Origin of the sequence: Vibrio sp. 10N.247.310.23 (assembly GCF_041467155.1) — a bacterium.
Lineage (GTDB): Bacteria > Pseudomonadota > Gammaproteobacteria > Enterobacterales > Vibrionaceae > Vibrio > Vibrio crassostreae_C.
Genome location: NZ_JBFSTZ010000009.1, coordinates 171,633 through 186,853 on the forward strand (window position 1 = coordinate 171,633; position 15,221 = coordinate 186,853).

The 15,221-nt window shown below is 43.6% G+C and carries 10 protein-coding genes; 4 read left to right on the plus strand and 6 right to left on the minus strand.

Annotated elements, in window-relative coordinates; all coding sequences use genetic code 11:
* Nucleotides 1-268 precede the first annotated feature (268 nt).
* The gene (locus AB6D93_RS09370; RefSeq protein WP_102332668.1) at nt 269-1,282 is read left to right on the plus strand and encodes a succinylglutamate desuccinylase/aspartoacylase family protein; all 1,014 of its coding nucleotides are present in this window, start codon (nt 269-271) and stop codon (nt 1,280-1,282) included.
* 277 nt (nt 1,283-1,559) lie between these two features.
* On the opposite strand, the gene AB6D93_RS09375 is transcribed toward AB6D93_RS09370, so the two are convergent.
* The 4 genes from AB6D93_RS09375 to AB6D93_RS09390 form a co-directional block, all read right to left on the minus strand.
* Nucleotides 1,560-2,279, minus strand: a complete 720-nt coding sequence (locus tag AB6D93_RS09375; protein ID WP_102332667.1) for a DsbA family protein — start codon at nt 2,277-2,279, stop codon at nt 1,560-1,562.
* A 127-nt stretch (nt 2,280-2,406) separates the two neighbouring features.
* Complete coding sequence (locus AB6D93_RS09380) at nt 2,407-2,976, minus strand: protein disulfide oxidoreductase (protein ID WP_102332666.1); 570 nt, start codon at nt 2,974-2,976, stop codon at nt 2,407-2,409.
* A gap of 3 nt (nt 2,977-2,979) precedes the next feature.
* Entirely contained in the window at nt 2,980-5,043 is a 2,064-nt protein-coding gene (locus AB6D93_RS09385; protein WP_102332730.1) for a protein-disulfide reductase DsbD, read from the minus strand.
* 921 nt (nt 5,044-5,964) lie between these two features.
* The gene (locus AB6D93_RS09390; RefSeq protein WP_017062732.1) at nt 5,965-6,213 is read right to left on the minus strand and encodes a hypothetical protein; all 249 of its coding nucleotides are present in this window, start codon (nt 6,211-6,213) and stop codon (nt 5,965-5,967) included.
* A 251-nt stretch (nt 6,214-6,464) separates the two neighbouring features.
* Between AB6D93_RS09390 and AB6D93_RS09395 the strand changes: the two genes are divergently transcribed.
* Nucleotides 6,465-8,069 (plus strand): mechanosensitive ion channel family protein, encoded by a 1,605-nt coding sequence (locus AB6D93_RS09395; RefSeq protein ID WP_017064335.1) that lies wholly within the window; start codon nt 6,465-6,467, stop codon nt 8,067-8,069.
* A 204-nt stretch (nt 8,070-8,273) separates the two neighbouring features.
* A complete protein-coding gene (locus AB6D93_RS09400) occupies nt 8,274-9,107 on the plus strand; it encodes a RecX family transcriptional regulator (protein ID WP_102321351.1) in 834 nt (277 codons plus the stop codon).
* A 132-nt stretch (nt 9,108-9,239) separates the two neighbouring features.
* Here the strand turns inward: AB6D93_RS09400 and AB6D93_RS09405 are convergent, their stop codons facing one another.
* A complete protein-coding gene (locus AB6D93_RS09405) occupies nt 9,240-9,977 on the minus strand; it encodes a hypothetical protein (RefSeq protein WP_102332665.1) in 738 nt (245 codons plus the stop codon).
* Nucleotides 9,978-10,265: 288 nt separating this feature from the next.
* The gene (locus AB6D93_RS09410; RefSeq protein ID WP_102332664.1) at nt 10,266-12,113 is read right to left on the minus strand and encodes a M3 family metallopeptidase; all 1,848 of its coding nucleotides are present in this window, start codon (nt 12,111-12,113) and stop codon (nt 10,266-10,268) included.
* Nucleotides 12,114-12,367: 254 nt separating this feature from the next.
* Between AB6D93_RS09410 and AB6D93_RS09415 the strand changes: the two genes are divergently transcribed.
* On the plus strand, nt 12,368-15,221 hold a 2,854-nt coding region (locus AB6D93_RS09415; protein ID WP_372159164.1), incomplete at its 3' end, for a beta strand repeat-containing protein.

The window sequence follows — 15,221 nt, forward strand, 5'->3', positions numbered from 1 at the left end:
TCGTGAATAGGGAACTTTTTAAGTGTTGATTTTATTGCACTTTCATTTCAATAGACTGAGTGGTTTGTGAATGGTTATATAACTTATCGGTTCTTAAGTGCAGACTTTCACAAGCTTTTATTTAGGGGAAGTGATGATGATATGCGTGAGTATTATGGGAAAGTCAGAGCTTGTTCATCTTATTAACTGTTTGTACTGATTAAGATATCCTCTATGATGCAAAAACTTAGAAGAGAATAGATTTTGCTCAACAAGATGGAGACGTTGGATGAAAACAGAGTACTTAGGCGATGTTTTACAAGGTAGGCAGGTTATTGGTTCCTTGAATGTTGAAGACCTACCCGTTGGAGAGCACCAGTTTTGGTTTCAAGTCACCAGTGATGGGCTAGGGCAACCCAAGAACATGCCGGTTTCTGTTTTCAAAGGCAGTCAAGCAGGTCCTAAGTTGATGATCACCGCTGGTATTCACGGTGATGAGCTCAACGGTGTGTTGGCTGCTCAGCAAATTATCAGAGACTTAGTCGGTAAAACTCTCAAAGGCACGGTCACGATAGTGCCTACTGTGAACTTGTCGGGTTTGCTTAACCACAGCCGCGATTTTATCTCTTCGGATCCGGGCTCTTGCCCTGCCAACCTTAATCGACTCTTTCCGGGTGATGCGAATGGCTTAGCGGCAGAGCGCTTTGTTGCGTCTTTGTGGGATCGCTTACTCAAACACAATGCGACATTCGCCGTTGACCTACATACCCAAACTCGTGGCGCGGTCTACCCACTTTATGTTTTTGCTGACTACCGAATTGAACAATGCCTTGAAATGGCAAGGTTGATGACGCCAGATTGTGTTCTCAATGATCCGGGCGACCCAGGTATTCTCGAAACGGTTTGGAATCGAAGTGGAATTCCTAGCATTACGGTGGAAGTGGGGATGGGTAAGTTTACTCAGCCTGATATGATTCAACGAGCCGTGGACGGTGTTTTTAATATGCTGTCTTACTACGAGATGCTTGATGGTGAAGAACCGTTTGAGGCAAAGCAGCTGCCAAGTATGGACTGGATAGAAGGCAACAACGTCGTGTCTATCCGCGCCGATATCGGTGGCTTTGTGCTGCCTCAGATCGAGCTTTTGCAAAGTGTCGAACAAGATTATCTGCTCGCCATCCAATATGATGCGTTCGGTAATGAATGTCGTCGTTATCACGCACCATCTTCTGGTCGTGTACTCAGCTATAACGTGGATGCATTAAGGGAGCCGGGCGCGCTTGTTTGTCGCTTGCTGAGTTAAGCAAAAAAAGACCGAGCAAGGTTCGGTCAAAGGACAGTTGTCTTGAGTTAACACGTCTTTGACTCATCGAGAGAACTGCTTTTAGCGTAGCGAGGGTAAATTAAGAATCTATTGCGAGATGGTGACACTTCGACTTTTTTTGTTTCAAAATCATGACTTCAAAACTGTCGTTTCAAAGTGTTCTATTGTTTCGAAGCAATGAAAAAGCCGACTGCGGGTTGCGCGAGTCGGCTTTTATTCACTTCTCTTTCGAGTCTTTATCTCTATCTACACTCGACTAAAAAGCGTCATCCACGATATCTTTAAGTCGGTCGTAAGGCACATACCCTGGTAAAACATTTCCGTTCATCATCATGGTTGGAGTGCCCGTTAAGCCGAGTGCACTGAACGTTTGATGGTTAGTGGTTAGAACCTGGTTTTGTTCTTGAGTTGTTTTTAGTTCCGCCTCTGTTCCCGTCTTCTTGGCAACGGCTTCTAGTGAGCTTTTCGAGTGAATACCGCTTTTCGCCATCAGCAATCTATCAACTTCAGGGAATGCTTCTGGGTTATCTTTCCATACTTTCATCGCGTATAGCGCTGCGTTGGTGTTTAGACCCGAAACCTGTTGCTGCTTAAATGATAGGTTGACATTGATGACCTTAATGTCGCTATTTTCAGAGGCCAGTTGAGTTAACCCTTTTTCTAAGCGCTTACAGAAAGGACAGTTGTAGTCGGTAAAATTAACGATGACCGATTTGCCATCTGGATTGCCAAGGATCGGGTGAGCGTCATTGTTGTACAACCAATCATGGCTTTCCGCTTGGGCTTTCTTCGCTTGCTCTTGACCTGCTACGTACTGCTCTAAACTGGTATGCAATCCAGAGATCGTCGATGGGTTTTCCTTCAGGAATTGATTAATTTCTTCAAGTTGTTGAGTTTGTTCTTTGTTTAATTCTGCGAAGGCATTAGTACTCATTAGTGAGCCTAAAATCAGTGCGCTTATCAGATGCTTTTTCATATTGTCTTTTCTCTAATTCGTGATAATCGTGAGCGCTTATTAGGTTGCGCTCACATTAATATTGTTTGTTAAACTGGCTGAGTTGGTTTATTCACTTAGCTTTGCTCTGTTTTTCTTTGTGAGCGAGTTAGGCAAAGTAGGTTCTTAACCACAGCCCTATAGGAGAAGTAACGCCTGTTGCGATACTGCTGATCTTTCCGTCTTTGATGATGACGATGCTTGGAGTGACATTAACGCCCCAACTTCTGCTGATTGCTCCAGAAAGATCATTGATAACAGGGAAGTCATACTCTTTTGCATCCAAGTAGCGCTGGACACGTTCGTCTGGACCAGACGATAGAGCGACCGAAACCACCTGATGGGAATCGCTGAAACTATTGACGGTTGGGCTTACAAATTTGCAGGCACCACACCATGTCGCCCAAAAATAGACAATGACTGGCTTACCATTTTTGCTTAGCTCGATAACATCAATATCTTCGCCTTGGAGCGATTGACCCACAATTGGAACCGCATCGCCCTGAGGCATACTTCTGCTGTGATAAAAGTCCATGGCAAATGAAACCACGCCAACGATCAATATCATTGAAACCAGCTCCTTTCCCCACTTCTTAAGACGACTTGGCTTTTTGGCCTCACCCTTTACTGCGTTGTCTGCAGTCGTGCTAGATTTCTCTTCATTGTTGGGAGTCTTCATCAGTTATCTCGCAGCATCGATGGCTTGAACGACAGTGTCACTGTTGAGAATGACAGGCAGTGGAATACCGCTTTTATAGCTCGGGCCGTAGACGATATTAAATGGCACACCAAATCGCCCATTACTTTGTAAGTATTGAGTGACACTTTCGCTTGGTGTTGTCCAATCACCTTTCATCAAAACAATGTCTTCTTGCTGTAGGTGGCTGTAGACAGGGTCTTGAAGGATGACGCCGATCTTGTTGGCTTTACAAGTGATACACCAATCAGCAGTTACATCAACAAACACCGTTTTGCCTTGATCAACGAGCTGAGGGATTTGCTTCGCATCCAGCTTTTGCCAAGCGAGATCGTCAACAATCGGAGTCGCCCAGTTATCAGCGGTGACACTACCTACGATCAATGCAGCACCAAACACCAAGGTTGTGGTTGCGACGATAGGAATAAGCACCTTGCGACCCAACTTACGGCCAATCCAAACCAATACTGAAATCACGATAAATAGCGACAGCAGGATAGTAGGGAATTTACCAATGAATGGACTCAGAAGGCTTGTTAGCCATAGGCTGGTAATGAACATCATTAAGCCAAACACCAGCTTAACTTTGAACATCCACGCCCCAGGTTTTGGAAGCAATTTGGTTAGGCTTGGGAATAGCGCAAAGATCAACCAAGGCGCACTCATGCCGATACCAAGCGCGATGAAGATAGCCCATAACTCTTGGTAACTTGCTCCAAGTGCATAAGCAACCGCAGTGCCAAGGAATGGCGCGCTACACGGCGTTGCTAACAGCGTTGCAAACATGCCTTGAACAAAGTGGCCTGAATGTGAGTCATCGCCTTTGGTTGCCATCCAAGTGTTTAAACCTGATGGTAGTCTGAATTCGAATAACCCAAGTAGATTAATCGAGAACAGCAAAGTGATGATCAGCATGAACCCGATAAACCAAACGTTTTGGAATTGGATTCCCCAACCAATCGCATTACCCCCCATTTTTAGAGCGGTCATACCTAGGGCTAACAACGCAAATGATGTAATGACACCTGAAGCAGAAGCTAAGAATGAGAGTCGGATATGACGATTAGATGCACCTTGGTTTTGAATGATACTGTTTAATTTCATTCCTAATACTGGCAAAACACATGGCATGATGTTGAGGATCAAACCACCAATTAAAGCGAAGCCTATCATCGCCAAAAAGCCGTTGTTGCTTGTTTGGTAAGCGATCGGTTCTGAGCCAACCTGGGCCGTCATCTCTTCGGCGAAATTAGTATCTGAAACAGTGACACTCACGGTACGGTCCGTTAAGTCGACTTCACCTATCCAGTTGCTCACATCAAATACGGCTGTCATCGTATTGCCGGTGATGTGGACGCTTGGTTGAGAGAAGAAGTCATCAATCACTTCTTGCCCGTCAATCAACACCATCGGCTTATCCCAGCCATCTTTACTTGTCAGCTGAGTAACCAGTTGCTGCTTGCTCTTGTCCCAAAATAGACCATTGACTGAAGTGCGGTTAGCTTCTCGTGGAGATTGGCTCATCCCTTGGTTGAACAAGAACATCGCTTCTTCATCGAGCGCTAAGGTTTGTGGGTCAATCGGCAGCTCGATATCGTAATCGGTTAACACACAGATATTGGTACACGACGGAAAGGTAAACGACGCCCTGAATATTGCAGGCTTTGTGTTGTCTTTCAGGGTTAACGTGACAGGAAAGCTGACGTGCTTTTTGTAACCTAACGTCATGACGTCAAGCTGCTCGTAATACTTAGGTATCGGCCAATGCCAATCTACTGACTCAATGTTTGTTGAACCAGACCAGTCCCAGCTTGGCGGAATGCCACCTTCGCCTGGGCTACGCCAATAGGTTTTCCAGTCGCCGTCGAGCACGACATCGAGCACGGTTTGGATCTTAGAGCCGTCATCCGACTGTTCACCCGTCGACATCATTCGCATTTTAACAGGCGGATGCTCAGGCACACTAAGCCAGCCCGTTGTCTGTGCCAAGGCGGTAAATGACGTCATAACCAAAAGGGCAGTGACTAAGGTTTTCGCGCATGTACGCATAGAGAATGCCAATGAATCGACAAACTTAGTTAGTAGTGTGTTGTACACAAATGTATCTCCAAAAAATAAATAAAAGGGTGTAGTAGCCCGGTTATTTACTCTCTAAATATACAGTGCTTTAGATGCAATCGGTGTTTTGTCGGTCGAGTAGAGCGATGATTGTCTCTAGATAATCTCGAGATGTGAGGAGGTAAGTTAAACGCAACAGCAATAATAAGTACGAATGGGATCAGCCAGCCGGTTTTTGGGGCGGCAAAGGTCAGCATTTTTGAACTTAGGCTGCATGAACTTGAATTGGGGGACGTTAACATTTTTGAGGCTTCTAAGCCGAAAACACTGGCGTATAGAGTGGCCATTTTTTCTGAAGAAGCGATGTCGGTTTGAGGGTTACTGGTTTCTGTATGAGTTTGTGCACCAACTAGGACTGATTGACCATTAGCGGATGCAGATAACGATACTTTCTTTACGGCCAGAGTGCTCGCCAGACAAGTTACGATAACCAGTCCGGAAAGGAAGAGCGCCCAAAGCGAATGCTTTTGTCGGCGGTTCTTTGTGGATAAGAAAAGTAGTGATGTGTTCAGCAAATTAGTCAGTAATCAAATCTGTTAGTCGTTAAAGCAAGCTCATTGAATTGTGGTTAGCTTAGATAAGTTCTCTTCGTGCCACAAGTCATAAAATGGTTAAAGTGAAACTATGTATAAACGCGGAAAACGGCAGGTACACGATAAACGACGCATAAACACCAATTCACGCGAATACGACCTTGAGTTCTAGCTAAAGTTCACAACAACTGAAAGTTATCGCTAATTATTCTGTATTGAGTGGTTTATTAACTATCAGGACGGGACAGGCGATACAAAAAAGCCCAACAGATCGTCAGTGAACGTGTTGGGCTTTAATCATTGGTGCTATTGGAAAGGCTTAGTGAGTCCGGCGAGGGCCGTTACGTACCAAGTCTTTACCGTTATCAAACACCTCTTTGGTGATCCAGCGAGCAAGCAGAACTTTATGGCTGCTATTGAATACAGCAACGAAGTGACGACCATCTGAATTATTGGTTGCCATGCCTACACCTTCAACGCCTTCAAGGCCTAAACCGCCAGCTTCCACTGAAATTAGGAATTGCTCTAGTTCTTCTAGAGACTCAATAATATCAAGTTCGTTGTTCATTTTTATGCTCTCTTGCTGTGAGCCAACATCGTATTTAGGGCGCTTTAGTGCTGTGCTCGAATGAAGATATTGGCTGTTGTTCTTTGTTGGATGCGTACTCTACAGGTCATAAGAGGGGATTGGAACTCTCAAATATTAGAAGCAGGCTGATAATTTGCGAATTTTTAACATAACATACGTTTAAATGCTTGTTATCCATATTCTTTTTACTACTATTTATAGGGTCAATTTAGACAGTGATAGGAATTAATATGATGAAGGTTTGGCGTTGTCTATTGTTAATGTTGGCGTTTGTCGCATTTGGAAGTTATGCGCAGAGCGTTGAGAAAATCGCAGAAGTACAAGATCAGTTAATGCTCGATCTAGCAACATTAGAAACGGCGCATGATGCTGAGAAGCCCTTTCTTGAAGATATCTTAAGGCGTAAGAATCAGGGCCTACGCGAAGAGATTTTTTCACAGCTATCGTCAGATAAAAAAGAGGGGCTGGATGTCACTCTTGCTCAGCAGGTCGAACTGCTACAAAAATTGCTGTCGTTGAATGAAACTAAAATCGTTTCAATGAGTAAAGAAAACCGTTCAGCTGAAGGTGACGCTAAAAAACGCCTTGAATTGCGTATTCAAAAACGAATCGGAATGATGGATGTCTATTATCAGCAGCTTGCTAAGACCTTAAATTGGTCGAAAGAGCGTGGTGTTGATGTTGCTGTTCCTGAAGGTGAGCTCAAAACGGCACTTGTTTCTCGTTCTCAATATCTTACTAATGCAATTCTATACACGGATACACAACGTCAAGATTTAGAACGCCGGTTATCTTATGTAAGTGAAGAAGAGAAAGCGACGATTAAAACTGAGCTTGAACGCTTCAGTGAGCGAACTAGCGTTATGGTCGCGAGCTTAGAAGAAACCATCACGCTAATGGAACCGTTTGGCGTGGATGTGACTTCGTACAAACGTGTTTTGCTAGCGACGACAGGTGACATTAACGCCGATGTGTTGGATGTTGATGTTGCACTGGAGCTGTTGGATGGTTGGCTTCGTTCGTTCAGTTCATGGGCTTTTGAAAATACCCCTTCTTTTATCGTTAAACTTGCTCTGTTTCTCGGTATTTTGTATGTAACTCGCCTTATTGCTAACGTGGCTCGCAAAACCGTTCGTAAGAGTGTTTCGCACTCTAAAATGGACTTCAGTGTATTGATGCAGGACTTCTTTGTATCCATCGCATCTAAAGCGGTCGTGTTTATTGGTTTGCTTATCGCACTGTCTCAAATAGGGATAGAGCTAGCACCTCTTCTTACTGGTTTCGGTGTAGCCGGTGTCATCATTGGTTTCGCATTGCAAGACACACTATCTAACTTTGCATCGGGTTTGATGATCTTGATCTACCGTCCTTATGACGTCGGTGACATGGTTAAAGTGGCAGGCGTGCAAGGCACGGTAAAAGACATGAGCTTAGTATCGACGACTGTTCAAACCATTGATAACCAACGCTTGGTGATCCCAAACAACAAGATTTGGGGTGACGTGATCAACAACATCACGGCAGAACGTGTAAGACGTGTTGATATGGTTTTCGGTATTGGTTATTCAGATGATATCGATAAAGCGAAAGCGGTATTGAACGACATCATTCTTGCACACCCTCTAGTGTTGAAAAAACCAGAGCATATGATCAAGCTTCATACCTTGAATACGTCTTCTGTTGATTTCGTAGTACGACCTTGGGTTAAGACTGATGACTATTGGGATGTGTACTGGGATGTAACGGAAACCGTGAAGAAACGCTTCGATGAAGAAGGCATCACGATTCCATTCCCTCAACGAGATGTACATATTTACAATCACGAAGAGAACTAAACGAAAGATCTAGTATGAAAAGCTATTACGAAAAAGCTAAGCATGGCTTAGAGCCATCATTCTTAATGTGATATCAAATGGACGCTGAACAAGCGTCCATTTTTATTGGCTGCCGCTTATGTTGAGCTTCATTCTTTTATGTCACTCAACCACCTTAGAATTACGTTATGATGGGGTAGGCTTAATCTGGAAAGTTGAAATCGAATGGACGATTCACAGCAAAAAACGAATACTAGAAATACAACGGTAAGAAAAGCGACGCGAATTGAAAGTGTTATGAACTCTGCGATGTGGCATTTAACTCAGAGAGACATGACGGAAAGCGAGTTAGTGGCGAAGCTCAAAGTGAAAACCGACAATCAAGAATGGATCGATGAAACGTTGAATACTTTGAAAGGCTTCGGGTATCTCAAGTCTGACCAAGTGTTTGCAGAACAATTCGTGGAACAAGCTTTCTCTGGTGAATTCGGTTCTCGATACATTGTCGAAAAACTGAAGAAGAAGGGGCTGACCGACTCAGTGATTTCTGATGCAATCCATAAAGTGTCGTTCGAAAAGTCTATTGATGAACAAACCATCTTGATAGACCGAATCAACCACTACTATTCAAGCTTTACCATGAGCCGTGAAAAGCTGGTTGCGACACTGCAAAAGCGTGGCTTTAGCTATCAACAAGTTAAGGTAGCGATTGACCAGCACCCACAAGCGCATCAACTGAAAAGTAACATTCAAATTAAGGCCGAGAAAGCCGACTTGGAAAAAGAGGTGCTCAAGTACGCTCGTAAAGGCAAGGGACTGACTGCCATTCAGCAAGAACTTAGACAACGACAAATCGACACAAGTGAACTGTCATCGCTCATCGACCGATTGATTAATGAAGAGCAGCTAGATTTCTATTCTTCGTGTTTAGAACAGTTGCAGAAGAAGCCTTATGACCTAAACGATCATAAAGAACGCTCTAAGGCTTACGCGATGCTAAGTCGAAAGGGGTTCTCTTCTGACGAGATCAAATTTGCATTGAGTGAAGATAACGAATAACTAAGCCGGAAAAATTTCCTATTGTAGTATGTTGGTTTGTCCTAAGTAACTATTGGACAAAAACGTTTTAGGTGTACTGCTCTAAACCGTTTCGTTCAGATTAGAAAAAGTCCTTGAAACCTTAAACGCTTGTTATGCGATTGGACACTTTTTCAGAGATCTAGCAAAGTAAAACTCTTTTGCACTTTCGATACTTTGCTTATTTACTGCTGCAACATCAGAGTAATTAAGGAAACTGTCTGGAGTATTAGCTGCAAACGCAAACTTAGGAGAGATAGGCATTAAAAAAAGATCATGATAGCTGTCCGCACATAAGAATTGACCTTTGCTTGCTTGGAGCAAGCCCCACTTTACATCTTTAAAGTCGAGCATGTGTTGGTCGATTCCAGATTGGATTAGATGCCCCGTCAATTGTCTCGCTGGAATTTCACCCTCTGAATTCACAAATCCTGCACGCTTAACCTCAATGATTTCCTGTTGCTCCTTAGTTAAACGAAGGCCGGGCACACCACTAAGTTTTGCGTTTGACAAACGATTTAGATGAGCCTGATGACGTAAACGCCATAAGACAAAATATTTAGATATTGCATGGTGGTTTCTTTCTTTTGAAATACCAAGGTTATCGATTTGCTCATGATAACCATGCTCAATATCTACCATGTAACCACGCTCAGCACGCTCATCCCAATTGCGCTTAGTACAAAATATTTTCGCTCGCTTGTTCCGAGGGAAGGTTAGAGAAGTTGACTTCTCAAATACTTCAACATTGTCGGTATGGTTATAAAATTTACCTATTGAATGCGCTGTATGAAAATGCTGTTCAATTGTAATTCCTAGTGGATTTCTCTTTCTAGGTCTTTCGTATTCCATGGTTCCCCCTTGAATCGCATAACGCTTTATAGACGGACTTTTTCCGTCTATGTTGCTGCTATTTGTTATGAAACTCAAATGTTATCAATCTGTTGTGTGAACTTGTGTATATTTACAGGGGTGAATTACGGAAAAACTCCGTATATGAGACTAAAGTACGGATTAGATTAACTTGGTCTTTTGATGTAATGGCTAGATCGTCCACTCATTTGGTCTGAGAAGCTTTGGGGCAAAAATGAGTTATGTCACTACTCATTTTTGCCTTTTTCATTAGCATTAAAACTCAATCTATCGACCGTATTGCCCAACAATGAATTTCTCAAACTCATCACACATCTGATGATTTGATTTGTCATTATTCGCCAACTCGGTAGCCCCATCAACGATCGATATCTTCGCATTCAAATCAGAGACTGGTGCACGTTCTCTTGTCGACAGTTGTTTGATTTTTTGCTCCTCAATCGCCCAAGCTTCCTCTGGCGATAAGTTACACTCGTCAGCAAGGTATTTGGCATTGAAACCTTCTCCAGTCAGGCTCTCTATCGTTCCATTGTGATTAACGCTATTGCCTTTATACCAATAGTGCTTAGCTAACAAAGGGCCGATCTCTGGGTTATCCGTTAAGTAGCCAAACTTATCAGTGAAATACGCACGAGTTTGATACACCGCCATATGAGCCAGCAGGTAGCCTTGATACGCGCAAGATGCTTCATCCGACAATAGATGCGGGATCGCCATTAATGGGCGAGGGCTACAAGCTAATCCAAGAATCGTTTTCTCACTGCTACGAGCCAGAGCAGTGATCTTTTCAGGTGTCAGATCTTCATCCGCCAATTCGTAAAGTGCTCGCTCGAAATACGGAACCACTAAAATGCTGCGCTCTTGATAAGCTCTGAAGGGCTGTTTGTTATCGATGATTGCTTTGATTAACTCGTCAGGTACTGCTTGGCCATCTGCATTAAGCGCGTATTGTTTGAGCCAATCGGCATCATTCAACAGGCTATCACAGAACATAGACTGAGTTTCCGCGTAAGCCATCGAGGTCGGTGCAAACTCTTGAGAGAAGCACGGCGCGTTCATTTTCACGTTGGCAAAGTGAGCAGCGTGACCACCTTCGTGGAACAAGGTGTTAATCCCATCATAACCACTGCCTACCTGATCGGGCTTAGCATTACTCGTGAAGTTGACTTGAGCCGCTACCCAAGTGTCTTGATCGTAGAAAGAAGGGATAGGGCCATGGCAGAAGCCATTAGGGTACTTACCTTTGCGATCAAGCAGATCCAATTTTAATGTCGCTTGAGAGTATTCGATGTTTAGGCGACCAAATGATTCGATCCAGCGTCGAAGTGACTTTGAGAATGGAACATAAGGATCAAGATCATTCATAACGTCACCTGCAAAAGAGTAGGTAAAGTTATGGGCTTGAAGTGCATTCTCGCTTTTCTGCTCAGCCAAATTGGCTAGGCTTTGCTGATGGCTATCACGCGTGCGTGCTTCGAAGTCATCCAGAATCGTAAACAGTTGTTCTGTCGTCATCTGTTCGGTTTTTACCACCGAGTAATCAAAGAAGGTTTTAAAACCCAGTGATTGAGCAAATTGGTTACGTTTTTTGATCAGTTCAATAAAGCCGTTAGCCAGCAGCCATTGCTCTAAATCTAATAGTGCTTGATGTGCAGAAAGCCTAACTTGTTCATTACCATTACTTCTAACGGCTGAACCTAAAACGGGCAGTGACCCTTCTGTTTCATCGCCTGTTTCATTTACGTAAGTCATCACGTGATTCTGTTTTTTCTCAAACAGTTCAGCCTCAAACTTTATGAGTTCGGCTTTAAGCTTCTGTGACTGTTCAGACTCAATAGCGTGAGATCTAAAGGTCGCTAACCAACCATTCAAGCCTGTCAGTGTACTCTCTTTTTCGAGGGGATCTTGAATTTCATCGATAACAGCGAGTTGCGTTTCGATAGCAGTAATCTGTTCGGCAGAGCTAAGAAATTCCGTCCACTGAGTCTGCGCGAGTGTCGAACCATCGTGGTCGTCACTGATCCCCATATATGTATCCCAAAAGAAGTCTTCTTTCGCTTTATGAGTCGCAAGATACTTTTGATTCAATTGGTTGAGATAGTTCGTTGCAGTCATGACATTCCTTGAAAATTAACCAGTAATTTCAACATTATGACACATTCATTGAATGTATTTTGTGATGATAGATATAACTGAATGCAAGTCACAGCCTATCGGTTTACTTTACAGCGTATTAGTGATAATTAATTAACTGTTAATGGTTTGTTGTTTGCTAGTATTAACTAAAGAGAGTGTGCTGATTTCTCCGGCTTTTTATTGAGTAAATTGATGTTCTCAAGGTCAGCGTTTTTGTAAGGAAGAGGTTTAGGATGGATCCTATTTTTTATATCGAAGTTGGTGGTGTTGTGTGGCAAGTATTCCCTGATGGGACTTGGCTTCAATTACCTGCTACGCAGCCAAAAGTTGAAGGCGTGCAAGTCGTCAGCATTGAACCTCAGAATTTACAAGAGGCTCAGCCCCTAACCGAACCACAAATCGCCGCAGTTGAACAACAGTTGGAAAAGGTGGTCACCGAACTCGTCAACAACATTGAAAGCGCACCTCAACAGCCTAACTCAGTAAATGATCAACCTAGTTCCAGCGCCTCTTTTATTGCTTATGTTCGTTCCACCTTAGATGAAACGCTCGCTGAGGCGGGTTTTGATACGCGTCCTGCAGAATATGCCGACGAAGATACAACCTCGAATGAGGGTAACCTTGATATTCTGTTACCTAGTGCACTATTAACCGTTGATATTTTGGATGGTGGAGACGGTTACGAAAATCAGTTTGAAGTACCAAGTGTCACGATTACGGGCACGGCAGTGGATGTTCGAGACGGGCGTACCGTTGTTCTGACCATCACTGATGTTAACGGAAACACAGTAACCACCACAGCCATCACAAGCGATGAAACGTATGTCGTCAATGGGGTCGACCTTTCTTCATTGGAAGAGGGTGATCTCCAAGTCGACGCTGTCATTGCTGATGATTTTGGCAATAGCATTACAGCTAACGATTCCACAATCAAAGACACATTAGCCAACATTGAGGTTGACTTCGATGGCTTTGGTGATGAGTTTTATAACAAGTTTGAAGTAGAGAATGGCGCATTAGTTGGTACTGTAGTCAATGTTGAAGATGGACAGACTATTTCAATAACGATTACAGACAGTAACGGCTTATCTGTGAGTTACTCAACGGTAGTCTCAGGAAATAGCTGGACGCTCGAAAACCAAGATTATTCCAATTTCGCCGAAGGTGAACTCACTGTTGTTGCAAGCACCATAGATATTGCCGGAAACCCTACCACAGCAACGGATACCATAGAAAAAGATACGATTGACCGGATTCTCGTTCGATTTGATGGATTTGGTGATAACTATTATAACGAAAATGAAGTTGGCAAAGGTGCTCTGATTGGAGCGATCTTCAATGTCGAAGACGGCCAAGCTATTGATATTAAGATTACAGATAGCAATGGTTTATCTGTTGACTATACCACAGTTGTTTCTGGTAATTTTTGGAGCCTGAAAGACCAAGATTATTCTGGCTTTGCCGAAGGTGAGTTGACGGTTGTTGCTAGCACGACTGATGTTGCAGGCAATACTATTTCTTCTACCGATACAATTATCAAAGACACGTTAGTGAACATTGGTGTTGATTTTTCTGCCTCTGATGATGAGTTTTATAACCAAGCTGAAGTCTCTAATGGAGCCTTGGTTGGTACTGTGGCAAATGTGGAAGATGGTCAAACTATATCCATTACGATCACCGATGTTAGTGGCAAATCGGTTGATTATTCCACGGTTGTGTCTGGAGGTACTTGGACTCTGACTGGCCAAGACTATTCAGGTTTTGCTGAAGGTGAGCTAACGGTTGAAGCAAGCGTTACGGACGTTGCGGGCAATACAGCAACATCTAGCGATACCATCGTCAAAGATACACTAGTTAGTATTGGCGTCGATTTCTCTGCATCGGATGATGAGTATTACAACTCAGCAGAAGTGAGCAATGGCGCATTGGTTGGAACGGTACTAAATGTTGAAGATGGGCAAACCATTTTCATTACTATTACGGATAGTGCTGGCACCTCGGTTGATTATTCCACGGTTGTGTCTGGTGGTACTTGGACTCTCACTGGTCAAGATTATTCAGCCTTTGCGGAAGGTACGCTAACGGTAGAAGCAAGCGTTACGGACGTTGCAGGCAATACCGCCACTTCTAGCGATACCATCGTCAAAGATACGTTGGCGGACATCAGTGTGGATTTTGATGGTTTTGGTGATGAGTATTACAACTCTGCCGAGGTCAGTAATGGCGCATTAGTTGGCACGGTGACCAATGTTGAAGATGGCCAAGAAGCTTCAATCACTATCACTGATGTTGATGGTAAATCAGAAAATTATACCGCGATAGTTTCTGGTGGTGAATGGACATTAGTCGGCCAAGACTATTCGGGTTTTGCAGAAGGTATCTTGACTGTAGAGGCTACAGTTAAGGACGTTGCAGGCAATACTGCTACTTCTAGCGATACTATCGTCAAAGATACGTTGGCGGACATCAGTGTGGATTTTGATGGTTTTGGTGATGAGTATTATAACTCTGCCGAGGTCAGTAATGGCGCATTGGTCGGCACGGTTACCAATGTTGAAGATGGTCAAGAAGTTACTATCACCATCACCGATGTTGATGGCAAGTCAGAAAATTATACCGCGACAGTCACTGGTGGCGAATGGACTCTCACAAGTCAAGATTATTCAGCCTTCGCTGAAGGCACTTTAACGGTAGAAGCCACGGTTACCGACATTGCGGGCAATACAGCGACCTCCAGTGACACAGTTGTCAAAGATACGTTGGCGGACATCAGTGTCAATTTCGATGGTTTTGGTGACGAGTATTATAACTCCGCCGAGGTCAGTAATGGCGCATTAGTTGGTACGGTGACCAATGTTGAAGATGGTCAAGAAGTTTCAATCACTATCACTGATGTTGATGGCAAATCAGAAAATTATACCGCGATAGTTTCTGGTGGTGAATGGACATTAGTCGGCCAAGACTATTCGGGTTTTGCAGAAGGCATTTTAACCGTTGAAGCAAGTGTCACGGACGTTGCAGGCAATATTGCTACTTCTAGCGATACCATCGTCAAAGATACGTTGGCGGACATCAGTGTGGATTTTG

Excerpts from the sequence above, each read along its gene's own strand:
- AB6D93_RS09370 (WP_102332668.1), top strand. The coding sequence starts at position 269 with ATGAAAACAGAGTACTTAGGCGATGTTTTACAAGGTAGGCAGGTTATT.
- AB6D93_RS09375 (WP_102332667.1), bottom strand. The coding sequence starts at position 2,279 with ATGAAAAAGCATCTGATAAGCGCACTGATTTTAGGCTCACTAATGAGT.
- AB6D93_RS09380 (WP_102332666.1), bottom strand. The coding sequence starts at position 2,976 with ATGAAGACTCCCAACAATGAAGAGAAATCTAGCACGACTGCAGACAAC.
- AB6D93_RS09385 (WP_102332730.1), bottom strand. The coding sequence starts at position 5,043 with ATGCGTACATGCGCGAAAACCTTAGTCACTGCCCTTTTGGTTATGACG.
- AB6D93_RS09390 (WP_017062732.1), bottom strand. The coding sequence starts at position 6,213 with ATGAACAACGAACTTGATATTATTGAGTCTCTAGAAGAACTAGAGCAA.
- AB6D93_RS09395 (WP_017064335.1), top strand. The coding sequence starts at position 6,465 with ATGATGAAGGTTTGGCGTTGTCTATTGTTAATGTTGGCGTTTGTCGCA.
- AB6D93_RS09400 (WP_102321351.1), top strand. The coding sequence starts at position 8,274 with ATGGACGATTCACAGCAAAAAACGAATACTAGAAATACAACGGTAAGA.
- AB6D93_RS09405 (WP_102332665.1), bottom strand. The coding sequence starts at position 9,977 with ATGGAATACGAAAGACCTAGAAAGAGAAATCCACTAGGAATTACAATT.
- AB6D93_RS09410 (WP_102332664.1), bottom strand. The coding sequence starts at position 12,113 with ATGACTGCAACGAACTATCTCAACCAATTGAATCAAAAGTATCTTGCG.